At 35.5% G+C, this 23,032-nt stretch carries 24 protein-coding genes, 1 pseudogene and 1 riboswitch; of the genes and pseudogenes, 17 read left to right on the forward strand and 8 right to left on the reverse strand.

Going from position 1 to position 23,032, the window contains the following annotated elements:
- The first annotated feature begins 19 nt into the window (after window positions 1-19).
- Both H9655_RS04810 and H9655_RS04815 read left to right on the forward strand, forming a co-directional pair.
- The gene (locus H9655_RS04810) at window positions 20-478 is read left to right on the forward strand and encodes a DinB family protein (RefSeq protein ID WP_191811487.1); all 459 of its coding nucleotides are present in this window, start codon (window positions 20-22) and stop codon (window positions 476-478) included.
- A 17-nt stretch (window positions 479-495) separates the two neighbouring features.
- Window positions 496-600 (forward strand): annotated as a pseudogene (locus H9655_RS04815) (BBE domain-containing protein); the annotation flags it as partial.
- Window positions 601-698: 98 nt separating this feature from the next.
- Here H9655_RS04815 and pdxT read toward each other — a convergent pair.
- Window positions 699-1,289: a pyridoxal 5'-phosphate synthase glutaminase subunit PdxT gene (pdxT, locus tag H9655_RS04820; RefSeq protein ID WP_318245458.1), complete on the reverse strand. Its 591-nt coding sequence runs from the start codon at window positions 1,287-1,289 to the stop codon at window positions 699-701.
- A 2-nt stretch (window positions 1,290-1,291) separates the two neighbouring features.
- Window positions 1,292-2,179: a pyridoxal 5'-phosphate synthase lyase subunit PdxS gene (pdxS, locus tag H9655_RS04825; RefSeq protein WP_191811493.1), complete on the reverse strand. Its 888-nt coding sequence runs from the start codon at window positions 2,177-2,179 to the stop codon at window positions 1,292-1,294.
- Between the two features lie 114 nt (window positions 2,180-2,293).
- On the opposite strand from pdxS, the gene pdxR reads away from it, so the two are divergent.
- Window positions 2,294-3,709: a MocR-like pyridoxine biosynthesis transcription factor PdxR gene (gene pdxR, locus H9655_RS04830; RefSeq protein ID WP_191811495.1), complete on the forward strand. Its 1,416-nt coding sequence runs from the start codon at window positions 2,294-2,296 to the stop codon at window positions 3,707-3,709.
- Window positions 3,710-3,843: 134 nt separating this feature from the next.
- Here the strand turns inward: pdxR and H9655_RS04835 are convergent, their stop codons facing one another.
- From H9655_RS04835 to H9655_RS04850, 4 genes are read right to left on the reverse strand one after another with little or no spacing between them, the layout of a single operon-like run.
- The gene (locus H9655_RS04835; RefSeq protein WP_191811497.1) at window positions 3,844-4,629 is read right to left on the reverse strand and encodes an energy-coupling factor transporter transmembrane component T family protein; all 786 of its coding nucleotides are present in this window, start codon (window positions 4,627-4,629) and stop codon (window positions 3,844-3,846) included.
- Window positions 4,626-6,191 carry an ABC transporter ATP-binding protein gene (locus H9655_RS04840; protein WP_191811499.1) on the reverse strand — a complete coding sequence of 522 codons (1,566 nt, stop codon included), beginning with the start codon at window positions 6,189-6,191 and terminating at the stop codon, window positions 4,626-4,628. The genes H9655_RS04835 and H9655_RS04840 overlap by 4 nt, the downstream gene beginning before the upstream one ends.
- Complete coding sequence (locus tag H9655_RS04845; RefSeq protein ID WP_191811501.1) at window positions 6,166-6,777, reverse strand: ECF transporter S component; 612 nt, start codon at window positions 6,775-6,777, stop codon at window positions 6,166-6,168. Before H9655_RS04845 ends, H9655_RS04840 begins: the two co-directional genes overlap by 26 nt.
- The gene (locus tag H9655_RS04850; RefSeq protein WP_191811503.1) at window positions 6,774-7,382 is read right to left on the reverse strand and encodes a YkoF family thiamine/hydroxymethylpyrimidine-binding protein; all 609 of its coding nucleotides are present in this window, start codon (window positions 7,380-7,382) and stop codon (window positions 6,774-6,776) included. The genes H9655_RS04845 and H9655_RS04850 overlap by 4 nt, the downstream gene beginning before the upstream one ends.
- Window positions 7,383-7,466: 84 nt before the next feature.
- Window positions 7,467-7,570, reverse strand: a riboswitch (TPP riboswitch).
- 191 nt (window positions 7,571-7,761) lie between these two features.
- On the opposite strand from H9655_RS04850, the gene H9655_RS22360 reads away from it, so the two are divergent.
- From H9655_RS22360 to H9655_RS22630, 8 genes are all read left to right on the forward strand, one after another.
- The gene (locus tag H9655_RS22360) at window positions 7,762-7,968 is read left to right on the forward strand and encodes a hypothetical protein (protein ID WP_225230447.1); all 207 of its coding nucleotides are present in this window, start codon (window positions 7,762-7,764) and stop codon (window positions 7,966-7,968) included.
- Window positions 7,969-8,096: 128 nt separating this feature from the next.
- Window positions 8,097-8,456, forward strand: a complete 360-nt coding sequence (locus H9655_RS04855) for a hypothetical protein (protein WP_191811505.1) — start codon at window positions 8,097-8,099, stop codon at window positions 8,454-8,456.
- Window positions 8,457-8,611: 155 nt separating this feature from the next.
- A complete protein-coding gene (locus H9655_RS04860) occupies window positions 8,612-9,736 on the forward strand; it encodes an NADH:flavin oxidoreductase (RefSeq protein ID WP_225230448.1) in 1,125 nt (374 codons plus the stop codon).
- A gap of 438 nt (window positions 9,737-10,174) precedes the next feature.
- A complete protein-coding gene (locus H9655_RS04865; RefSeq protein ID WP_191811507.1) occupies window positions 10,175-11,077 on the forward strand; it encodes a sulfurtransferase in 903 nt (300 codons plus the stop codon).
- A 120-nt stretch (window positions 11,078-11,197) separates the two neighbouring features.
- Window positions 11,198-11,872: a FadR/GntR family transcriptional regulator gene (locus H9655_RS04870; protein ID WP_191811509.1), complete on the forward strand. Its 675-nt coding sequence runs from the start codon at window positions 11,198-11,200 to the stop codon at window positions 11,870-11,872.
- A gap of 133 nt (window positions 11,873-12,005) precedes the next feature.
- Window positions 12,006-13,679 (forward strand): dihydroxy-acid dehydratase, encoded by a 1,674-nt coding sequence (ilvD, locus tag H9655_RS04875; protein ID WP_191811511.1) that lies wholly within the window; start codon window positions 12,006-12,008, stop codon window positions 13,677-13,679.
- A gap of 359 nt (window positions 13,680-14,038) precedes the next feature.
- Window positions 14,039-14,203, forward strand: a complete 165-nt coding sequence (locus H9655_RS04880) for a hypothetical protein (protein WP_191811513.1) — start codon at window positions 14,039-14,041, stop codon at window positions 14,201-14,203.
- A 297-nt stretch (window positions 14,204-14,500) separates the two neighbouring features.
- A complete protein-coding gene (locus H9655_RS22630) occupies window positions 14,501-14,626 on the forward strand; it encodes a hypothetical protein (protein ID WP_263600735.1) in 126 nt (41 codons plus the stop codon).
- Between the two features lie 361 nt (window positions 14,627-14,987).
- On the opposite strand, the gene H9655_RS04885 is transcribed toward H9655_RS22630, so the two are convergent.
- A complete protein-coding gene (locus H9655_RS04885) occupies window positions 14,988-15,431 on the reverse strand; it encodes a RidA family protein (RefSeq protein ID WP_191811515.1) in 444 nt (147 codons plus the stop codon).
- 367 nt (window positions 15,432-15,798) lie between these two features.
- Here H9655_RS04885 and H9655_RS04890 point away from each other — a divergent pair, with 367 nt between their 5' ends.
- From H9655_RS04890 to H9655_RS04905, 4 genes are all read left to right on the forward strand, one after another.
- Complete coding sequence (locus H9655_RS04890) at window positions 15,799-15,978, forward strand: DUF6440 family protein (RefSeq protein ID WP_191811516.1); 180 nt, start codon at window positions 15,799-15,801, stop codon at window positions 15,976-15,978.
- A 187-nt stretch (window positions 15,979-16,165) separates the two neighbouring features.
- A complete protein-coding gene (locus tag H9655_RS04895; protein WP_225230449.1) occupies window positions 16,166-16,702 on the forward strand; it encodes a GNAT family N-acetyltransferase in 537 nt (178 codons plus the stop codon).
- 183 nt (window positions 16,703-16,885) lie between these two features.
- A complete protein-coding gene (locus H9655_RS04900; protein ID WP_191811518.1) occupies window positions 16,886-17,206 on the forward strand; it encodes a PadR family transcriptional regulator in 321 nt (106 codons plus the stop codon).
- Entirely contained in the window at window positions 17,199-17,915 is a 717-nt protein-coding gene (locus H9655_RS04905) for a DUF2812 domain-containing protein (protein WP_191811521.1), read from the forward strand. Before H9655_RS04900 ends, H9655_RS04905 begins: the two co-directional genes overlap by 8 nt.
- A 209-nt stretch (window positions 17,916-18,124) precedes the next feature.
- On the opposite strand, the gene H9655_RS04910 is transcribed toward H9655_RS04905, so the two are convergent.
- Window positions 18,125-19,309, reverse strand: coding sequence for a NupC/NupG family nucleoside CNT transporter (locus H9655_RS04910; protein WP_191811523.1), 1,185 nt, complete (start codon window positions 19,307-19,309; stop codon window positions 18,125-18,127).
- 938 nt (window positions 19,310-20,247) lie between these two features.
- On the opposite strand from H9655_RS04910, the gene H9655_RS04915 reads away from it, so the two are divergent.
- A complete protein-coding gene (locus H9655_RS04915; protein WP_191811526.1) occupies window positions 20,248-20,664 on the forward strand; it encodes a PaaI family thioesterase in 417 nt (138 codons plus the stop codon).
- Window positions 20,665-20,912: 248 nt separating this feature from the next.
- The gene (locus H9655_RS04920) at window positions 20,913-23,030 is read left to right on the forward strand and encodes an acetate--CoA ligase family protein (RefSeq protein ID WP_191811528.1); all 2,118 of its coding nucleotides are present in this window, start codon (window positions 20,913-20,915) and stop codon (window positions 23,028-23,030) included.
- The last annotated feature ends 2 nt before the right edge of the window (window positions 23,031-23,032 follow it).

The raw sequence follows: 23,032 nt of genomic DNA on the forward strand, positions 1-23,032 counted from the left end.
TTTTAGGGGGAAGAGCAATATGCAAAAGGTTGTTGAGGGGATAAATCATTGGATAAAAACATTACCAGATGCGTACCATTCTATGTCAGAATTAGAAATTTCTAATCGACCAATACCAAATAAATGGTCTAAAAAAGAAATTTTAGGACATTTATGTGACTCTGCGATAAATAATATTGAAAGGTTTATAAAAATTCAGTATGAAGAACAAGTGTATGTTATTCAATCATATAATCAAGATCAATGGGTAAAGGTTCAGAATTATCAAGATAGACCGCTGGGTGAAATAATAAACCTTTTTCAGTCATTAAATAAGCAAATTGTCATTATTGTTAAAAATGTTCCTAGCGAAAGCCTATCTAAACTTTGTGACATAGGAAATAATCAACATAAGACACTCGAGTGGCTTATTCAAGATTATCTTTCGCATATGGAACACCATATTCACAATCAAATTTTAATTAAAAATAACGATTGATAAATTTAGTTCTTATTGAAGCATATTACGGTAATAATTTTGAAAAGATACGAGAAGTAAAAACGAAATACAATCCAGAAAACTTGTTTCATTTTCCACAGAGTATACCCCCCTATGATTAATAGGGATGACTAAAATCACCCGGAAAAATTCCTTTTAGAATACAGCTCTTTTCCGGGCATTTCTTTTTAGATTATCTGTAGCACGGCTCTTTTTTTGATTAATGAATGGTAGTCTTTTGATGTGCTTGCTTTACCATCTCGATAAATAAATTCATCCAACGATTATCTTCTGTCAACTCAGGGTGGAAAGAGGTAACGAGTAAATGCCCTTGTTTGGCAGCTACAATTTGGTTATCATGTGTAGCTAATACTTCCACATTTTCTTGTACTTCTGTAATAATTGGTGCACGAATAAATACTGCCGGTACATTGTCTGTAAATCCTTTTACTTTTAACTTTGTTTCAAAACTATCCTTTTGTCGACCGAATGCATTTCGCTTTACCGTTATATTCATTAACCGTAAATGTGCTTCACTATCATCGGATAATTCATTAGCTAGTAATACTAATCCCGCACAAGTGCCAAAAATCGGTTTCTTTTCTGCTGAAAACTGTTGAATTGGTGATTTGAACTCATAATAATCAATCAGTTTTCTTATCGCCGTACTTTCTCCACCAGGAATAATCAAACCGTCAAGGGTGTGTAGTTCACTTGCTTTTTTTACAGCTACTGCGACTAGCCCGGCTGACTCGATTTGTTTGATGTGCTCAGAAACGGCTCCTTGCAAGGCGAGTACGCCAATTTTCAACATTACCAACCACGCTCCTGCATTCTTTCCTCTAAGGATAATTTAGAAATATCTAATCCTTTCATTGCAGCACCGAGTTCCTGCGAAAGCTTCCCGATTAAATCGTAGTCCTTATAATGCGTCGTTGCTTGCACAATGCTATGAGCAAACTTTTCTGGATTTTCAGATTTAAAAATACCGGATCCTACAAAGACACCATCAGAACCAAGTTCCATCATAAGAGCAGCGTCTGCTGGTGTTGCAATCCCACCTGCAGCAAAGTTTACAACTGGTAATTTGCCATTTTTCTTAATTTCACGAAGGATTTCATATGGTGCACCTAAGAGTTTCGCTTCTGTCATGAGTTCATCATCATTCATCAAAGTGATTTTCCGAATTTGTGCTTGAACTTTTCTCATATGTCTTACCGCTTCAACGATATTACCTGTGCCCGGTTCACCTTTCGTTCTTAACATGGATGCACCTTCACCAATTCTTCTGGCTGCTTCACCTAAATCACGACATCCACACACAAATGGAACTGTAAACTCACTTTTTAAAATATGGTATTCTTCATCTGCAGGGGTTAATACTTCACTCTCATCTATGTAATCAACACCCATTGCTTCTAACACTCGTGCCTCAACGATATGTCCAATTCTAGCTTTGGCCATGACAGGAATAGACACTGCCTGCATCACTTCTTCTACAATTCTTGGGTCCGCCATACGGGCAACTCCTCCAGCAGCACGAATATCTGACGGCACGCGTTCTAATGCCATCACAGCAACTGCGCCTGCTGCTTCAGCGACCTTTGCTTGTTCAGCATTAACGACATCCATAATGACCCCGCCTTTTTGCATTTGTGCCATCCCGCGTTTTACTGTTTCTGTACCTACTAATTGACTCATTTTCATTCCTCCATTGCATTTTTCAGATTTGTTTATTAGTATAAAAAGGAACTGATATGATTGTAAGTATCAGTTTTTGATAATTTTATGGTATCAGTTAGAGGGGGGATTTAGATGGATTACTTAGCTTGTGAGTTGTTAAGAGACAGTGAAGTACCGTTATACGAACAATTATATGACTATATTAAAGGCGAAATAACAGAGGGAAGATTACTAGAAGGCGATAAGCTTCCATCTAAACGGAAATTAGCTTCCTTACTAAAAATAAGTCAAAACACCATTCAAACAGCGTATGAACAGCTGGAAGCGGAAGGTTATATTGAGGTCCAAGCGCGCAGAGGCTACTTTATATTGCCTCTAACAGACTTAGAATATATTGAAAGTAAAATGAAGAATGAAAGTTCAGCAGTTGGCGTTTATCATAAAGAACAAACGGTCATCTATGATTTTCACCCGAGTCAAATTGATACAACTCACTTTCCGTATGATAAATGGCGAAAATATGTGAAACAACATATTGAACCCGTCCATCAGTCCTCATTGCTGCTTGGTGATAATCAGGGGGAACTTGAATTAAGGAAAGAAATTGCGCAATATTTATATCATTCCCGTGGGGTAACTTGTAAGCCTGAACAAATAGTTATTGGCGCAGGTGTAGAAGTTCTGTTACAACAGCTCATTTTTCTATTTAATAAAGATACGGTCTATGGGGTGGAAGACCCAGGCTACCATTTAATGATGAAGATATTACATAATTACGGATATGAAGTGTATCCATTGTTAGTGGATAGACAAGGAGTCGACATTCACGCCATAAAAAAATCACCTATAGATATCCTATATACAACACCTTCACACCATTTTCCTTATGGAACTGTTCTCCCGATTCAACGAAGACAACAATTGTTGAATTGGGCAATAGAGAAGAATGATCGCTATATTATTGAAGATGATTATGACAGTGAGTTTCGCTATAACGGAAAAACGATACCGTCTCTGCAAAGTATGGACAGAGGGGAGAAAGTGATTTATTTAGGCTCCTTTTCTAAATCTTTTATTCCATCATTGCGAATTAGTTATATGGTTTTGCCGAACACCCTTGTTAAATCTTATAAAGAAAAATTCTCTTTTTATCATTGTACAGTTTCGAGAATAGACCAAAATGCCTTAAGTGGATTTATGAAAGACGGAGAGTTTGAAAAGCATTTAAACCGAATGAAAAAGGTTTATAGAAGAAAGGTCGAAATAGTTCTAAACGTACTCAAGTACTTTCCACAATTAGAAGTGATAGGAGAGAGTTCTGGATTGCATGTCGTATTGATAGTCAAGAACGGTATGAATGAAAGCGAACTCGTCACCCGCGCAAAGCGAGAGAATTTGAAAATTTATCCATTATCTAATTACTCCATTATTCGAAGAGACGATAAAGAACCACAAATCATATTAGGCTTTGCAGGCATTCGCGAAGAGGAATTGGAACATAGCTTGAAAGCTTTGTTCAAAGCATGGGGGATGGATGATATTGATTAGATATATTTTTGTGTTATTCAAGAAATAAATACTATCAAGTACATTCAGGTAATTAACAACGAACAAATTCTCAATCATCAAACTGAACTTGTTCGTTGTTAACCTTACTTAGAAAGATTTCTAGCAAGGAAAAGTTAGGGCGTAATCCGATGACCGAATATGTTAAGTGTACCCAATCGATAGGAGACGTAATAGGCGATTATTAATATGATGAGCATGATCGATAAAAATAGGTAGTCTGTAAACTTTATTTTCATTACTGTATAATAGGTTCGTTCTTTTGATCCTGTAAAACCTTTTGATTCCATTGCAATTGCGACTCTTTCAGCCTTCCGAATCGCACCAGCTAATAGGGGAATAAAATATTGTTTCATTTGTTCTACAAGATTTCTCCATCCTTTTGCATGACCAAAGCCGCGAATACGATGAGCTTTCTTTAACATATCTAATTCGTGCCTGAAGGTTGGAACAAAGCGATAGCCAGCCAAAATACCGTAAGTCAACTTAGGTGAAAGGCGAGCTTGTTGCATTAAACTTAACATAAACTTTGTCGGATCAGTTGTAAAAGCAAAGAGTAAAGATAAACCTATAAAACACAATGACCTTAGCGCTAAACTTATACTAACTATAATGCTACCCATCCTGATATCAAAAGAAAGGAAGGAAAAGATAATAGGACCAGTTGCATATCTACCATCAGTATAAAGCATTGTCATCCAAGCAAGTCCGAGCGCAAAAAAGGACATAGGTATAAAGTAAAACAACCATTTCTTTATGTTCAATTTACTGAAGAAAAATGTAAGTATCAGGATATAAATAAACATAATCGCTGGTGTAATAATATCAAAGGAAAAGCTCAACAGAATAGCAGGCATAATAATCGTAATAGCTTTCATAGTTGGATTTAATGAGTGTATCATACTGTCATCTCTTCATTCATCGACCGTAAACGGTAAGGGATCCTTAATCTGGCTCTTTCTAAAAGCTCAGTTCTTCGCCAAAGTTCTTTAGGTGTACCGTTATAAACGATGTTTCCTTCTTGCATGACCAAGACATGATTACAATATGAATCAACTAAATCCATGTCATGGGTAACGAAAACGATGGTTGTCCCTTTTTCATTTAGTTGCATGACTATACGCATAAATTGAGATATTGTATAGGCATCTTGTCCAAATGTGGGTTCATCGAATAAGAGTAAATCAGGTGTGGAATGTAACATCGTTGCTACACTTAACCTTCTTTTTTGTCCACCACTTAATGAAAATGGATTTTTCCACTTATCAGATAAAAGATCAAAATCGGTTAATAACTGATGAGCCATTCTTTCTGTTTCTACTCTAGAATAGCCACTTAGTTTCATACCAAAACACACTTCATCGTATACAGTTTGGTTAATAAACTGATGCTCAGGATTTTGAAATACATAGCCTATCTTCTTATATAACTCATTTTCATGCCAGTCACTTAATGGGATGTTTAAAAAATCGATTGAACCTGATACAGGCTTATTTAATTTGGCTATTAATTGTAATAAGGTAGATTTACCAGCACCATTTTCGCCAACGATCGCACAAAACCTTCCTTTTTTGATCAAGAAAGAAAGTTCATTAAGGATTTGCTTATTTTTATAGTTAAATTGTATGTTTTTAAGATTTACAATTACTTCTTTATTTTCTTTTTCACTTGATGGTGGTCTTGCGATTTCCCTATTTACATATCTTTTAGGTACTCTTATACGATTACTTCTTAACTCCTGTAAATGATTGATAAAACCTTCCTTTGGCGTACTATCTAAAAGAATTTCTCCTTTTTTATTAAGTGCAATCAACCGATGAGCGTACGTTTCCCAATCATCGATTTCGTGTTCAATTACAAGCAGACCAAATCTTCGTTCTTTTTGAATCCTCATAATTGTCTCGATAAACTCAATGCTAGATATAGGATCTAAATTTGCTGTAGGTTCATCTAAAATTAAATATTGAGGGTCCATTAAAAGGATGGAAGCTAGAGCAACCTTTTGTTTTTGTCCTCCTGAAAGCTGGTGAATGTTATGTTTCTTATATTGTGATAATCCTACAATGTCTAGCACATGTTCTATTCTTTGTTTCATTTGGCTTCTGGGAATAGACAAGTTTTCTAAAACAAATGCTAATTCATCTTCTACACGAACCATACAAAACTGGCTTTCCGGATCTTGAAAGACAATACCTATTTCTTGGTTGATTACTCCTTTGGGATAGGAAGAGATCGATCTCCCTTTATATAAAAGATCCCCTGAAGTAAAACCATCAATCGCCTCAGGATATAGACCATTTAAACATAATGTAAGTGTACTTTTGCCAGAACCACTTGCTCCAAGTAATAAAGTCACTTCCTCTGCATATAAGCTAAAGCTAACATTATTTAAAGAAGGTTCATCGTGTTTATCAAAGGAAAAAGAGAAAGAGTCTAGTTCAAAAATTGGTTGATGATTTTTCATGCCTTGCTATTATCTCCTTCCCAATAGGATACCCATTTAACACACCTGTTTTCGCTAATTGATCCGCTAATATTTTTCCAAAATAACCAGCAATGATGGCTCCACTTAAGAGACGTATAACAAACATTGTCATAATAAGCCAGGATTCATAAGCATGAAAACCAGATACAAAGAAATGGTAAGGAAAACTAATAAATGCTGCACTAACACCGGAAAAAACGAGAATACGAGGTTGGTAATTTTTCCATTTTGTAACAGCGAAAGCGATTTCTGCACCTAACCCTTGCACCATTCCTGAAAGAATTAAAGCTGGACCAGATGTTGAACCGACAAGTACTTCGGTAATAGCAGCAATGGTTTCTGCTGTAAAAGCAACGCCTGGCTTTCTGATAATGTAAGCAGCTATGATTGATACAATAAACCATATGCCATAAATCAATTCATAACCAATGGGTCCAAGTCCAAACGGGGTAAGGATGGCAACAAGAACTTTACCGACCCCAAAAAAACCTAAATAAATGAAGCCAAATACTACCCCGAGGACTGACATGAGAACAATATCTTTCAAACGCCAAGATTTTCTCATGATACTTTCACTTCTTTAGCAGTTCCAGTAGGGCTGTTAGCTGACAATGTGAATGTCATTGTCACATGAGAAACCTCTTGCTTGGTCTGATCGAAAACGTTATGTAACAAGTTAAAAATATCATTCACATCTCCATCAAGCCTTGTGGCATAATGGCTATGGCTTACCTTTACTTCTGACTCCTTGGACCAATCAATTTGTTCATAAATTTTTTCCATATAATCTTCCCTCCCTAAGGGATAGAGGGCAAATTTGCAACCTGCTAACTGCTCTATTTCTTTTGTATAATCCTTGTTCAAAGCAATGTCAGTTTCGTCCATGTATACGTCTGCTGCTGAATCTCCTGGACAACCAATCGAAAAAGTGCCACTCATAGCAATGTGTTCTCCTGTTTTAGCCGCGTGTAAAAATATTGCTCTCACTACATCAAAAACATGAATTTGCTTCCCACGTATACAAGTAGAAACATCATCAGTATGAGACCACACCTTTGACATGTTCACTTCTTTAAGGGCAAATAAGATAATGTCCACATACCTTTCACTCATTACAGAAAGCGTAAACTGACAACCGACGATTCTACTTTTTCCACATAATTGATTCATATAAATATCCCCTTTAAACATTTTTTGAACAAAAAAACTGCACCCCGATGGAATGCAGTTTGGCTATGCAAAAAAAAGAGAATACACTGACCAACTGCACTTCCCCACGCTAGTATTATCTAGATCGGGTTATAAGGGTCAGGCAATTGCCTTCTCAGCCATTAAACATAGCTCCCCTAGCGCATTCGAAATATTTTGTTTGTTCATCTATCTAATCATAAGCAAAAAATCATCCCCTGTAAACCAAAACTTGTCAATCCATACTTGAAATAGAGAAAAATATATATTGATATATCAATTCATATGAAAGGCAATTAAAAATCTCAATATAGTAGAGGTGAGTAATTTCGAAATTCTAACATTAACATACTATTTTTGAATGAAAAATAACCGATTACTACTCTCAGTATTGATAATAGTCATTTCTTCTGGCGATTCTTTCACCCCATTCATTAACCATTTTTCAATGAGGGGAGAGCGTCTTGAAATGTGGTTATCTACCGTCCCCCTAATTGATATTTATTATGAAAGAAATTATACTTATATAAGTAATTTATGGCTAATAGGTAAAGAGATTGCCTATTAATATATAATAATAGGTGAATGGCGGGCTTATTGTATACATAGTAAAATATATACTTTAAGTTGTTCTGATTGGTGGAAGAACCGAATGGTTTAAGGACTCTCAACTCGTAAAGATAATAAAAAAAATAGGTGATTAAAATCGATATAAAAGAAATGTTAAATCAAGTTCCTGTTGTAAATGAAGAAGAAGGACGTTTATTATTAGCTAACTTACATCCACAAATGATTAAACTATTTCAGGAAAAGGAAATCGCAATCTATTATTCACTATTAGAGGATGTTTTGAAGGTTGCAAAACATTTAAATTTAGATACGGTAATTAAGTATTTCGGCATAACGCCTGTAGTGAAGGCAAGTGAAAGCATGCAGTTCCAAGAAATCTTTCGTTGCCTTCACACAAAAGAAAATAATAATAATTGGTTTTTAGATTTCTTTTCTTTGTATTTAGGTGTTTCTGTTATTTATGGCTTTAAACCTGAAGAAATGTAAAGAGCTGATTCTTAATAAAGAGAAAACATTTCAAATTCCTTTTTTGAAATGTTTTTTTTATGAAGCGGTAAGTGAATAAAATATTCTGTCAATTAAATGCTTTTTACTTGTATTTGCTATCATTCTTTGTAAAATGAAAGCAAGGAGTGATAAAGATGGTAGAAAAAATGGCAGGGCATAGTCTATTAGAAAAGGTTCCGTTTGGAAATGAGCAATTGAAAAGCAGGGTAGTAATGGCACCAATGACTAGAGGATTCTCACCAAATGGTGTACCGGATGAAAAGGTAGCACAATATTATCGTAGGAGAGCAGAAAATGGTGTAGGCCTTATTATTACTGAAGGCACAGCGATTAATCATCCGTCAGCGGTTGTTGGTGAAACAATTCCTCTTTTTTATGGTGAGGATGCACTAAAAGGTTGGGCAAATGTAGTAGCTCAAGTACATGAGGCTGGCGGTAAAATTATTCCACAATTATGGCATGTTGGTGCAGCAAGAAAAGCTGGAAGTTTACCAAACATCGATTCACCGCCTGTCAGTCCTTCGGGAATCACGTTAAAAGGAAAGAAAATTGATCAAATCAAGGTACTTTCCGATGAAGAAATACATGACCTAGTCGATGCATATGCAGAAGCTGCTAAATCTGCCAAAGAGATTGGATTTGATGGTATCGAATTACACGGGGCTCATGGATATTTAATTGACCAATTTTTCTGGGAACTGACGAATAAACGGACCGATCAGTATGGTGGAGACTTACAAGCACGCTCTACATTTGCAGCAGAGATCGTTAAAGCTTGCAGACAAAGAGTCGGTCCTGATTTTCCAATTGTGTTCCGCTATTCTCAGTGGAAAGGGACAGATTACAAAGCAAAGTTAGCGAATAATAGTAAGGAACTTGCCACCATATTAACACCTTTAGTTGAAGCGGGTGTCGATATTTTTCATTGTTCAACAAGACGCATATGGGAACCAGAGTTTGTTGAAGAACACCCTACATATAACTTAGCTGCTTGGACAAAGAAAATTACACAGAAACCAACCATTGCAGTTGGATCCATTGGCATTAATCGCGCCTATTTAAGTAGTGAAGATAATGCACAAATCACCATCGAAAAAAATCTTAAAATTGTCGATGAAAAGATGAATGCTGGTGAATATGATTACGTTGCTATCGGTCGTGCCCTACTTGCAGATCCAGAATGGGTTACTAAGTTAAAAGATGGGGCACTTGATCAGGCGAAAATTTACACAAAAGAAGAAGAAGGCATCCTCTATTAAGGGCAAATTATTTTAAAAACCGATTGATAAGAATCGGTTTTTTCCCGTTGTTTGTTCCCACTATAGAGGAGGGCCTTATGTAGCAAGATTGAATTGTAATGAGGAAGACGAATCGAAAAGTTATTTTTATGATTATTGGTCTGAATGTCGGATGCCTTTACTCTATTTCATTCTCTCTATTCAATGAAAAGGTTTGGGGAAGGTGTTTTTTTGCCCGAAAGCTTTCATTAGATAATGTTTTTATTGTTTGTGATTGTTATATGTTGACCTGATAATGATTTCTATGGTTGCGCTATTAACAATGTTTCTACCTTCAGAAAGATGGAATATGAAAGTGTAATGGTTGGGTCATGAAAATGAACATCACAAACCTAATTCCTTGTAAACAGATGGGTATAATGTTATATTAATCAAAAATCGATAGAGGAGAGAAAAGTAATGACCAAAACGATTCCATCAATTGTTTCAACCCAATGGTTAGAGGAACATTTAAATGATGAAAATATCCGCATATTAGACGCAACAACTTTTTTAAAGTTACCAGATGGTGATGGACTTTACTCTGTAACGAACGGACGAGACGCTTATAAAGAAGAGCATATTCCGGGCGCTGTGCATGCAGATGTAGTAAACGAATTAGCAAACCCAGATGATCCAAAAGCATTTACATTGCCATCTCGAGAAAGGTTCATAGAAGGCATTGAAAAATTGGGTGTCGGTGATGGTACACATGTGATTATTTATGACAAAATCGCTGAAGTCGGCTCACCGAATGCTGCGTCTGATTGGGCATCCCGTGTTTGGTGGCAACTTCGTTTCGAAGGATTTGATAATGTCTCTATCTTAAACGGCGGCTTTAGAAAATGGAAAGAAGAAGGTAGAGAAGTTAAGTCAGGGATTGAATATTATCCGAAAGCGACTTTTAATGGTAGAAGAAGAAGGGAATTATTGGCTACAAAAGAAGATGTCAAAAATGCAATCGATGATCCTAACATAATCATTATGAATTGTCTATCACCAGACGTCTTTAGTGGTAAGAAAAACACTTACGGCCGTCCCGGTCATATCCCTAATAGTAAAAATGTCTTCTTTGCTGACTTATCAGATGATGAATCTCTTCTCATTAAAGAGGAAGAAAAATTACGTGAAATTTTCGAGCCGACCGGTGTATTTGATCCATCTAAAAAAGTCATCACTTATTGTGGCGGTGGGATTGCTGCTACATGGAATGCTTTCATTCTATATACACTAGGCCGTAAAGATGTCGCTGTATACGATGGTTCCATGACAGAATGGGTGCAAGACGAAAACGCGCCACTAGTAACAACCAATAATGAATAAATTCTCTCCACGAATGTTCTCGCATTCGTGGTTTTTTCATATCGTTAAAAATAAGGATTTACATAAATGATCGTTTCCACTATATTCTATATTAATACTAAATAAGGTGTGGACAAATATATGACTCAAAAAAGATTATCCGATTCCATCGCTGATGATATTATCTCTATGATTGTCATTGAGAAACGTTTTCAACCTGGAGATAAGCTACCTAACGAAAATGAATTATCGGAAGAATTGAATATTAGTCGAACGACTTTAAGAGAAGCGATTAGAATCCTCGTTACAAATGGCATTGTCGAAATCAAAAGAGGTAGAGGGACCTTTATAAAAGAAGATTTGGATATTGACCATATGCAACATTTCGGATTGCTTACAGATGCAAAAATTAATGCGAAAGATTTGTATGAAATGCGCTTAATTTTTGAGCCAGAAGCCGCATACTATGCGACCATTCGTGCAAGTGATCAAGAAATGAAAAGAATCATCGATTATGGGTTGCAAATTGAAGAAAAGATTAAAAAGAAGCAAGACCGAACAGCTGAAGAGCAGAAATTCCATCAATCAATCGTTAAAGCGACCCATAATGAATTTATGGAAAAGCTCATGCCTGTCATTTATCAAGCCATCGATAAAGGTGTGATTTTATCAGTCGAAAAAGAAGTTGCAATTAAAGATACATTGAATGATCATCAAATGATTATGGATTTTATGAAGAATCGTAACCCTGAGGGAGCAAGAAGTGCGATGAAAATTCATATATTACATGCAATGAGTGAATTAGGAATTGAATAAAAAAGCAAAAAAGAGCATCTTTTTATAAAAGATGCTTTTTTTGTCTAACAACGTTATTGACAGCAGACAACATACGTTTTACAATACATTATACAAATAATCAAAATAATGAAAATTGAAGGTGTGGTTGTAAATGAGAAGAAGCGATACGATTAAACTTGGAGTAGATAGAGCTCCTCACCGTAGTCTTTTATATGCGACAGGAAAAGTAAAAGCAAAAGATTTAGAGAAACCATTTATTGGTGTATGTAATTCATATATTGATATTATTCCTGGACATGTTCATTTACGAGAATTTGCAGATGTGGTTAAAGAAGCAATCATTGAAGCAGGTGGCATTCCCTTTGAATTTAATACAATCGGTGTTGATGATGGAATAGCCATGGGGCATATTGGTATGCGTTATTCCTTACCTAGCAGAGAGTTAATTGCTGATAGTGCAGAAACCGTTATTAATGCCCACTGGTTTGATGGCGTCTTTTATATTCCAAACTGTGACAAGATCACTCCTGGTATGTTAATGGCAGCTGCACGTACAAATGTTCCTTCCGTCTTTGTTTCAGGTGGTCCGATGGAAGCAGGAACGAGTGCCAGCGGAAAACAACTTTCATTAACATCCGTTTTCGAAGGCGTAGGCGCCTTCAAGTCAGGAAAAATGACAGAAGAAGAGTTCAATGATATTGAAAACAATGCGTGTCCAACATGTGGGTCTTGCTCAGGTATGTTTACTGCTAATTCAATGAACTGCTTAATGGAAATGCTAGGTGTCGCTCTTCCTGGGAACGGATCGATTGTCGCTACAAGTGCGAAACGGAAAGAGTTAATCTATGAAGCTGCTAAACATTTAGTTCGGATGATTGAAGAAGATGTGAAACCACGTGACATTATTACGAAAGAAGCCATTGATGATGCCTTTGCTTTAGATATGGCGATGGGTGGTTCGACGAATACGGTGCTTCACACTTTAGCAATCGCAAATGAAGCTGGCATTGATTATAATCTAGAAGATATTAATAATATCGCTGCTCGTGTTCCATATTTAGCAAAAATTATGCCAGCATCAGATTATTCAATGGATGATATTAATAAAGCTGGGGGCATTAGTGCAATCATTAATGAACTAACGAAGATTCCAAATGCCATTCACCCAGAGAGAATAACGATTACCGGTAAAACAATGGGTGAGTTGGTAAGTGGACATGACATTACTAATGAACAGGTCATTCGTCCAAAAGATAATCCCTATAGCCCAGTTGGTGGACTTTCCATTTTATATGGAAATATCGCCCCTGAAGGTGCTGTCATCAAAGTCGGTGCAGTGGACCCAACTATTCAAGAATTCGAAGGAGAAGCGATTGTTTTTGAATCACAAGAAGAAGCACAACAAGCAATCGATAATGGAGCTGTAAGAGAAGGTCATGTTGTTGTCATCAGGTATGAGGGACCAAAAGGTGGGCCAGGAATGCCGGAAATGCTCGCGCCGACTTCAGCCATTATGGGTCGAGGGTTAGGCAGTTCAGTTGCTTTACTAACAGACGGCCGTTTTTCCGGAGCATCACGTGGGATTTCCATTGGTCATATTTCTCCAGAAGCTGCTGAGGGTGGGCCAATCGCACTTATTGAGAATGGAGATATCATTGTGATTGACTTACCTAACAGAACGATGAACGTAAAATTATCTGATGAAGAATTAGCTGAGCGAAAAAAATCATTACAACCATTTGAACCAAAGATTAAAAATGGCTGGTTAGGAAGATACTCTAAACTGGTTACAAATGCATCAAAAGGTGGCGTAATGAGCATTTAATTATAGTAAAGTAAGAAACTTCATTTGAGCTAATGAGGTTTCTTACTTATTATTTTTTAAGGCAATTACTACATTGATTTGGTTATGGGCGAACAAAGTAACTGGCAAGCCCAATATTCTGGAAATATTACAACATATCAGAGATTGGAGGGTGAGATTCCACAGAGTTATTTATTTCCGTATACTTTAATTTTGCTGAAAATCCCATCAGCACTCTCAAACTTGAGGGAATATGTTTTCTCTTTGTTTAAATATATATAACAATACGTTTAAATGTTTGGGCTGAATCTACACAAGAACATAAAAAATTTTTAAAAGTCTCATCTAAAAAGGGAGAACTCTTATAGTAAGGAGGACATATGGAAAAAGAGTATCTTGGTAAATGTAGCCGTTGTGGTGAAGGGATTTATTGTCATGGTGGATTTTTAGGTGGAGTTCTTGAAGAAGATGGTAAAATGACTTGTTTTTCTTGCATTGAGGAAGAAAAAGTTGGCTATCATTCAAAAGAAAAAATAGATCAATAATGCCATATTAGGCTAGAAGTTCTTTCATTAACTAGAAACGGGAACAAGATTAGAAAACGAACGAAAAAACTCCGGACTTCCACACCAATGGAAACTATTTTAATAAACGGATTCATAAAAACCACGAGTCTCGGAAGCTAATTTTAACAATTAATGACTTTACATCATCGTACATTTGACGTTAGTCACCTCGTGATTTGATAAGAGGAAAACTCGAGAGTGACTGTACTCTTTTTTCTTGTATAGAATTTTCTCGAACGGTCCACAATACTCCTTAATAGAAGGGAGTGAAGCAGTTTGACAAAAGTACCTAATAACGGCAGTAAGAACCAAAGTTCACCGCGAGGAAATCAAAGCGCAATAAGTGGTGATAATAGTAAGGGAAATAAACGAAATAAAGATCAAAAAAGCAAAACAGAATAGGATAATTTTTGGCTTGTTAGCTTTTGAAGTTAACAAGCTTAGTTTCACTCAATACGGACGTTTGATTGGCAGTCGGCATTTGGATGGTGAAAAGCTTAGAGTCAGCTAAATCTCGTAGTGTTGGTGCAAAAAGAAAATCCTACTAAATGACTCAATCCCAATACTGAGTCGGCATAGTTTAGAGTAATTAACTTACCATTTAGTATGATTGCCTCTCTTAATACATTGCATCCATTTGTTGAAGCTGAATATTTGTGCTCAGACGAAAATATAATTTAAGACATGGTAAGTAATTTATTTAATGAAATGCCATTGAGGAGTTGCTCCTCAATGGCATCTTTCTTATTCTCATTGGGCTTCTTTAGCTCTCACTACTATCAATTATCGCAGTTACTTCGATTTCTACAAGCATTTCTGGAACGGCGAGGGAGGAAACTTCTAGAAATGTGTGTGGTGGTCGTGGGGCGCCCTCTAGTTCCTCTCCTTGCACTTCAAAGTATGTATACATATTATTTCGATCAGTGACATACCCCGTCATTCGTACGACGTCGGCAAGTGTTGCCCCATGTGCGGCGAGTATGCTCTTAATCTTTCGAAATGCAATTTGCGTTTGTTTGCGGAAGTCGTTTTCTCCTAAGATTGTGACTGAATGAAGATCTGTAGCTTCTGGGTCTTCAGAAGAAACACCTGAGAGGAAAAGGAATTTTGTGCCATTGTTCTCAACAATAACAACGTCACTGAACAAATCACGCGCCCACCCCTTATTGTGATTAATATTCTTCTTAATTACGTTCTTTTGGCTCATAATGATCTCTCCTTTTCAGTTTGGTAGATACGAAATATCTCTGTACCCACCACAAATATAAAATAAATATCAAAACCTGAGTAAATGAACATTCTGTGAATTTTTCTGATGTTGTTTAATAAATAATCGAATATAATATGAAGCCAATAGTAATTGATTAGGAGTAGAACAAGGTAGCATAAATCAAGTAAGGGTTTACGCCACCTTTTCATTACTTATATCTGAAAACTGTCTATGTCGAAATATTCTTTGAAATGTGCATTGTTCAATAAGTTGTTTTATGGTAAAAATAAGTTAATGAAACTCATATACAGCTACATTACCTTAAGTGATACTTCATTAAAAAAAATGTAGGGAGCGGTGAGTTATGGAGAATAAACGTTTTGAAACAATATATACTCAAGGGAAAATAGAAACTTTTAAGATCATTCGGGATAATGAAACCGGAGTCATGTATATGTTCCATTATGCAGGTCCGACAAGTGGATTAACGGTCATGGTTGATCCAGAAGGTAAACCTTTAGTAGATAAGGACTTTAAGAAATAGTGTGTAATTTATTATGTGAAAATTCAGTTCATTTTTGTAGATAAGTGTATGGTTGAACATGCGAATAAATGAAAAGGAATTTCAGTTGTTCCCCTTTGAAACTGTTAAAATTCGGTAGGATTGCTCCGATTTATCTGCTTTTATACGTGCGAGATTTCACGCTATGTATTGAATAGGAGAGTTCGTGTTGAAAGAAAATGATTTATATATAAGGAAAATGACTAAACATGACTATCAGTATATGAGTAAATGGTTAAGTACTAAAGAAGTGTTGACATTCTACGGAGATGTTAATGAACCTTTTTCTTTAGAAATGGTGAAACAGAAATATGGTCCTCGTATAGACGGCGAAATCAATGTCCCTCCATTTATCGTAGAACTCAAAGATCAACCGATTGGATTTATGCAGTATTATCCTGTAGATAATGAGTATTTTGGTTTTGAGGGCAATGAAATTATCTATGGAATCGATCAGTTTATCGGTGAACCAATGCTTTTCGGAAAAGGTATTGGGACGAGAATGGTGAAACTATTTGTGGCATACATTGCGCAAAGAACAGAAGCAAAAATGGTTATTTTAGATCCTGCGACAAACAATCATCGTGCTATTGCTTGTTATGAAAAAGTTGGCTTTACGAAAGTGAGAAAAATGAATAATGATAGTAATTGGTTAATGGCATATTCTTTGATGTGTAGTGAACAATGTAATAGTAAAAGAAATTAAAATTATGTTCGATTACTTTAAGCGATCATATTGACTAAGCTTCTTCATGTTGAAGGAAGCTTTTTTTGTGAAAAGTTATATCACTTTATGATATAACTATAGACACTTATATCATAAAGTGATACATTAATAATATATCCATTTATGATATATCAAAAAAAGATACAATAAGGATGATGAAAATTGAAATCAGAAGGGCAGATAACCGATTCTATGTTTTATATAATGACGGCACTAACCCGTCCAAGGCATGGATATGCAATTATGTCTTTGATCGAAGAGACTACACAAGGAAGAATAGCCATTGGACCAGCCTCGATGTATACGATTATAAAGAAGCTCTTAAAACAAGAATGGATCTATTTGCAGGACGGTTCAGACTCAAGAAGAAAAGTATATGGACTGACCCAACAAGGTAAATTGGCTTTAAAAGAGGAAGTGGATGTGAGAAAGCTAATGCTTCAATTAGCAGAAGAGGGATTAGGAGGAATAGACAATGAGTAAAACAAAGTATATGATGTCAGGTGGATTGGCATTTGCAGAAAGTACCGATATGGAGAAACTGAGACAACAGTCTCTTAAAGGATGGCATGTTAAAAAGCTCAGTTTCATGGGATATACATTGGTGAAAGGTGAGAAAAAAGAGTATATATATAGCATAGATTACCGTACAGTGGAAGAAACTGAGGAAGAGGAATACTTAAGTTATTTTGAAGACGCAGGCTGGAAGCATGTTTTCTCAGAAGCAGGTATTCATTTATTTCGTGCCGCTCCTGGTACTGAACCAATTTATTCAGATAAAGAAACACTTGCCCAAAAACACGAGGAGTCTTTAAGTAACACGGCAAGATGGGTAGGAGCATTAGTGGTGTTTGCAATAAGTTATTGGACGGGTACAATACTTACAACAGGAATGATCGCAAATATATTAACGGTTGTAGCAGTAATATTAACGATTCTGGCAATACCAGCTGTTTGGACAGCGATGAAAATTCAATCAAATAAATGGAAAGTACAAGGGAAACAAAAAAGTGTATTTTTGATGAATACAATGATGATTTTAATTTTTGCTACATTGACAATTTCTCTGCTATATGTAAACGGACCAAATGATGCAATTAAAACGCTCGCTTATATGCTTATAGGAGCCACTTTACTACCAACACTTATCTGGTTTGTATTTTCTTTATACTATAAAGTTGCTGGGAGATAAGACTAAATTTTTCGTTAATTACAACTGAAGATCTCATCCATTTCTAAAGGAAAGTTATTTAGAAGAGGCACCCACCAGTTTATGTATTAATATTCATCTTTCAAGGTAGATTATTATGTAAAATAGGTTATTGAAAAGATCAATACCTCTTCAATAGTATTTCTTAGATCACGAAAAAAAGGCATACATGGATGCCTTTTTTTTCGTGGTTAACTAAATAATCCAACCATAATCGCGGTTAAAATTGATGCCATTGTCGCTGCTAATAAAATCTTTAAACCTGATTTGGCAACAACAGCCGCTTTCTCACCATTAATAGCTTGAATCGAACCACTAATAATACCAATTGAACTAAAGTTAGCGAAAGAGATTAAGAATGTTGAAATAATCGCAACTGTTTTCTCTGAAAGATCTCCAATTAGTGGTTGGAATTGTAACATTGCAACAAATTCGTTTGTAGCAAGCTTTGTTCCCATAATTGAGCCAGCTGTAATAATTTCATTTGATGGTATACCCATCAACCAGGCAACAGGAGCAAATATATAACCTAGTATCGTTGTTAGATCCATACCGAATATTCCATCAAACATCGCATTAAGTAAAGCCATTAACGCAATGTAGGCAACGAGCATAGCTGCAACGATTAAAGCCACTTTACCGCCGTCAAGTGCACCATTTGAAATCGCTTCAAATAATGATTTAGACCCGGTCACATCTTTTACATCAATTTCTTCTTTTTCGTTGTTTTTAATTGGAGCGATCATTGTCGCGATAATTAAGCCTGAAAGCGAATTCAAAATCATTGCAATTAAAACGTATTGAGGAGGAACCATTGTCATGTAAGAGCCCATAATACTAGCTGATACACTCCCCATTGCTGATGTACTAATAATGAATAATTTGTTATCACTCATTTTTGCCAAATGCGATTTAATCGCCAATAATGCTTCACTTTGACCAAAGAAAATAGAGTTAATACTATTGAATGTAACTACTGTTGATAGACCAGTGATTTTTGCTAAAAACCCACCAATGTACTTAATAGCTAGAGGTAAAACTCTAATATAAGTAAGAATGGATAATAGCGCTGAAGTGAAAATAATGAGCATGAGTACATTCATAAAGAAGACTGTTTGTCCTTCTTGTACCAAGCCACCTAATACAAAATCAATACCTTCATAACCAAAATTTAAAACAGTTGTTACGCCGTTAGAAACCCATTCAACTAACTTTAAACCAATGGTTGTTTGGAACATGAATAAAGTAATGATAATCTGTAAGCCAACCATAATAGCAATCGCTTTATAGTTGATATTTTTCTTATCATTGGAAATGAGGTATGCTAAGCCGAGAACGAGAAAAAAGCCTAAAATCCCAATTAAAATATTTACCATGATGTCTCCCCTTAAAAATTTTACTCCAATAGTATTGATGATAAGGTAGTATGACATCTGATGTCAAATGAATATTAGAAAACTAGAGAAATTTAAATATTCAATGTTTTGTATAATAAACCTACTTATTAGTATCCATAAAGTAGGTAATTAAAAATATTGCATGCTATTCACTTACCTTTCCTTCATCATTTATTAAAATTCAAAGTACAAAAGGTGAGAGTATTCCACATAGAAAAATAACCATCAAAGAAAAATTGCTCATATAAAATGGTAATTTAACAAACATAATGGATGTAAACAGACCAGCTGACCTTAGTTTATTAACATCTAACTCAAAGAAGACTACAATGAAACTTAAAGTAAGAGTATCCTTAAAGAGATATAGCATGTTTAATGTCAATTATTTAATGATCGAACTAGCATAAAGCTATGAAAAATAAATCTTTGAATTATAGCCAACCCCCATAATTTGATACACTTTTTTGCACGAACATCTAAAGAACTAGGCTATGAAGCAAGGAAAAATTAAGCCTATTTTACAAAAATTAGACGTTTATCCTTGTCCACTTCGTCTGCTTGTACATATAGTATAGTAATCCTTCTGAAAATTGATTCACCTCAAACGGAGAAAAAGGCAGCTCGCCCAGGCTGCCTTTTTCATTTACAACGTTTAAAGTTCAGTATCTGGTATTTTCCTTATTATAAAGGAATAGTGTTTTCCAGAAAAATACACCTGGATATCAGACTGCAAATATGGCCAATCTTCCTCATTATAGGAAGATTGGCTTTTTTTATATCCATTCATAAATGCAACCTGCTTTTTATCAGTTACATAGTTAAAAAATCTAATGCAATAATCTTAACTCAATAAGATAGGCATATAAATTGCATGCTACATAATTGTTTTTATAACTATGTGGGAAGGTGAGATTTCGATGAAGAAAGAGCTTTGGGATAAAGAAATAAATAGGATGAAAAACAACCATTTTCGTGAACTAATAGGGGTAAGGTTGGAACAAATTGACGATGGAAAGGCGACGCTAATTCTTCCAATAAGCCAAAAGTTACTACAAGCGAATCAAGTTGTTCATGGAGGAGTAATATCAGTTCTAATTGATTCCGTTGTTGGGACAGCTGTTAGAACCATTCTCGCAGATCATTTTAATGCCATGACAGCTGAAATGAATATTAATTATTTTCGCCCTGTTTCTTCAGGTGTAATTAAAGCAGAAGGTAAGATTATTAATAAAGGAAGGACACTAGTAGTTGGCGTAGCAGATATATTGGATGAAGAAGGTAAGCTATTAGCAACAGGGAGAGCAACTTATGTGTTAAAAAGAAAGAAACATTAAACTTAATAATATTCATTAATTAATGTAAATATTGGTCAAAATTACAGCGCTAAAAATTGTATCTGTTTCATTTTAAAAACCAAATATACTATTTTGAAACACAATTATCATTTTTTATTTGAAATTCAATTGCGAATCTTAAGGTCCCCTATAATAAGAGCAGTTATCTGTATTATTTTATTATTAAAAATGGTTTTGGCATAGCACTTGCAATAAGATTAATTATTACTTCATGAAAGGAGTCTTATATGCAAAATGAATTAAAATCAATATTTGAGCCAGAAAGTATTGCCATTATTGGCTGTTCTCCTGACAAAAAGAAAATTGGTGGCAGACCGTTAGATTATTTAATGAAGTATGGATACTTAGGAAGTATTTATCCAGTTAACCCTAATTATGAAATAATTGAAGATATGAAATGTTACGAGACCATTTTGCATGTCCCAAGTGATATTGATCTAGCAATTATTGCTTTGCCACAAAAATTAGTTCTCCCCACATTTCTAGCATGTATCAAAAAGAGTGTGAAGTCTGTTGTGATTTTTAGTGCTGGTTTCTCGGAAATAGGAGAAGAGGGAAAAAAAGACCAAGAAAAAATTACTGCCCTTGCAAAAAAACATCATATCAGAGTATTAGGGCCGAATTGTTTAGGGTTATTTAATGTAAGTAAAAGAATGTATGCTACATTTTCCACAATTTTAGAAAACGAAGAACCATTACCAGAAGGGAAAATTGGTTTTGTAAGTCAAAGCGGAGCGTTTGGATCACATGTTTTCACTTTAGCAAGACAACATCAAATCGGTTTCAGTAAGTTTGTTGCAACTGGAAATGAAAGTGATATCGATGTGGCAGATTGTATCGAGTATTTAATACATGATGAAAAAACAAGTGTAATTGCCTGTTATCTTGAAGGAGCAAAAGATGGAAATAAATTAATCAATATGTTTAAGTTAGCTGCGCAAAAGAAAAAGCCAATCGTCTTACTAAAAGTAGGCAGGTCAGATGTAGGTATGCATGCTGCAATGTCACACACAGGTTCTATGGTCGGTTCTGATTCGGTATATGACACAATCTTTAAACAATACGGTGTGTATAGGGCAGAGACGATTGATGAGTTTATTGATGTAGCTAACGCATATGCGGAATTACCGAGGATGAAAGGGGATCGAGTAGCAATCTTTACAGTCTCTGGCGGCGTAGGGATTATGCTTTCCGACCAAGTAATAGAAAATGGGCTTACTTTACCCGAGACTCCTCAAGATGTTCAAAATCATTTAAAATCCATTATACCTATCGCTGGAGTGAAAAACCCCTTAGATACTACAGCACAAGTATCTTACATGCCGACATTGTTAGAAGATTTTATGAAAGCGGTCTTAAAGAGTAGGCAATATGATGCAGCAATCGTATTTTTAGGGTTTTCTGGATTGAAACCGGATTCATTGTCAACAAAGCTTACATCGCTGATTCATATTAAGCAACAATTTCCTGATATTCCTTGTGTGATAGTTACATTAAGTAATCCTGAAGCAAAAAAAATAATCCACGATTCGGGATTAGTATCAAATGAAGACCCAACTAGAGCTGTAAAGATTCTTTCAGCTATGAATGAATTAAGAAAGTCAAAAATACATCTAGAAAAAGCTTGTGCTAATGAGGAAATGGAGGTGCCACTTGTTCAAATCAATCAACTCATGTCAAATCACAGAAAAGCGTTAACGGAATTTCAAAGCAAAGAAATAGTTCGTAATTACAAGATTCCTATAACAGTAGAAAAATTAGCACTAACCCCAACTGAAGCGGTGGAATGGGCAAATTCAATAGGCTATCCCGTGGTATTAAAGGGGATGTCACCGCAAATATTACATAAAACGGAAAAGGGACTAGTGCAGTTAAATATTAACAATGATCAAGAAGTAAAAGATGTTTTCAATCAACTTAAAACTATTATTGTTAATGAAGAAGAGGCAGCATTTGATGGAGTGTTAATACAGGAAATGATAAAGGATCATTCCATAGAAATGTATGTGGGTGCAAAGAGAGACCCCATTTTCGGGCAAATGATACTTGTCGGTTTAGGCGGAATTTTTATAGAGGTTTTTAAAGATGTCTCTATGAGAAAAGCGCCGGTATCGCCAATGGTTGCAAAAGAAATGGTAGAGGAATTAAAAGCAAGTATGATTTTAAAGGGTTTTAGAGGAAAAACTCGGTACGATATTGACTCATTATGTAACCTCATCTCACAGTTTAGTTTTGTGATTAGCATGCAAGAAGAGCTTTTAGAGGAAGTTGACCTCAATCCTATTATGGTGTTTGAAGGGAGTAAAGGTGTAAAGGTTGCAGACGCATTGATGAAATTAAGTTAAAT

It is taken from the genome of Cytobacillus stercorigallinarum, assembly GCF_014836495.1.
Lineage (GTDB): Bacteria > Bacillota > Bacilli > Bacillales > Cytobacillaceae > Cytobacillus > Cytobacillus stercorigallinarum.

Bases quoted from the DNA above. Each gene is read 5' to 3' on its own strand.
- H9655_RS04880 (WP_191811513.1), top strand. From the start codon at position 14,039: ATGGAAAAAGAGTATCTTGGTAAATGTAGCCGTTGTGGTGAAGGGATT.
- H9655_RS04845 (WP_191811501.1), bottom strand. From the start codon at position 6,777: ATGAGAAAATCTTGGCGTTTGAAAGATATTGTTCTCATGTCAGTCCTC.
- H9655_RS04890 (WP_191811516.1), top strand. From the start codon at position 15,799: ATGGAGAATAAACGTTTTGAAACAATATATACTCAAGGGAAAATAGAA.
- H9655_RS04915 (WP_191811526.1), top strand. From the start codon at position 20,248: ATGAAGAAAGAGCTTTGGGATAAAGAAATAAATAGGATGAAAAACAAC.
- H9655_RS04860 (WP_225230448.1), top strand. From the start codon at position 8,612: ATGGTAGAAAAAATGGCAGGGCATAGTCTATTAGAAAAGGTTCCGTTT.
- H9655_RS04870 (WP_191811509.1), top strand. From the start codon at position 11,198: ATGACTCAAAAAAGATTATCCGATTCCATCGCTGATGATATTATCTCT.
- H9655_RS04850 (WP_191811503.1), bottom strand. From the start codon at position 7,382: ATGAATCAATTATGTGGAAAAAGTAGAATCGTCGGTTGTCAGTTTACG.
- H9655_RS04810 (WP_191811487.1), top strand. From the start codon at position 20: ATGCAAAAGGTTGTTGAGGGGATAAATCATTGGATAAAAACATTACCA.
- pdxR (WP_191811495.1), top strand. From the start codon at position 2,294: ATGGATTACTTAGCTTGTGAGTTGTTAAGAGACAGTGAAGTACCGTTA.
- H9655_RS04905 (WP_191811521.1), top strand. From the start codon at position 17,199: ATGAGTAAAACAAAGTATATGATGTCAGGTGGATTGGCATTTGCAGAA.
- H9655_RS04910 (WP_191811523.1), bottom strand. From the start codon at position 19,309: ATGGTAAATATTTTAATTGGGATTTTAGGCTTTTTTCTCGTTCTCGGC.
- H9655_RS04865 (WP_191811507.1), top strand. From the start codon at position 10,175: ATGACCAAAACGATTCCATCAATTGTTTCAACCCAATGGTTAGAGGAA.
- H9655_RS04920 (WP_191811528.1), top strand. From the start codon at position 20,913: ATGCAAAATGAATTAAAATCAATATTTGAGCCAGAAAGTATTGCCATT.
- H9655_RS04835 (WP_191811497.1), bottom strand. From the start codon at position 4,629: ATGATACACTCATTAAATCCAACTATGAAAGCTATTACGATTATTATG.
- H9655_RS04885 (WP_191811515.1), bottom strand. From the start codon at position 15,431: ATGAGCCAAAAGAACGTAATTAAGAAGAATATTAATCACAATAAGGGG.
- H9655_RS04840 (WP_191811499.1), bottom strand. From the start codon at position 6,191: ATGAAAAATCATCAACCAATTTTTGAACTAGACTCTTTCTCTTTTTCC.
- pdxS (WP_191811493.1), bottom strand. From the start codon at position 2,179: ATGAGTCAATTAGTAGGTACAGAAACAGTAAAACGCGGGATGGCACAA.
- H9655_RS22360 (WP_225230447.1), top strand. From the start codon at position 7,762: ATGAAAAATAACCGATTACTACTCTCAGTATTGATAATAGTCATTTCT.
- ilvD (WP_191811511.1), top strand. From the start codon at position 12,006: ATGAGAAGAAGCGATACGATTAAACTTGGAGTAGATAGAGCTCCTCAC.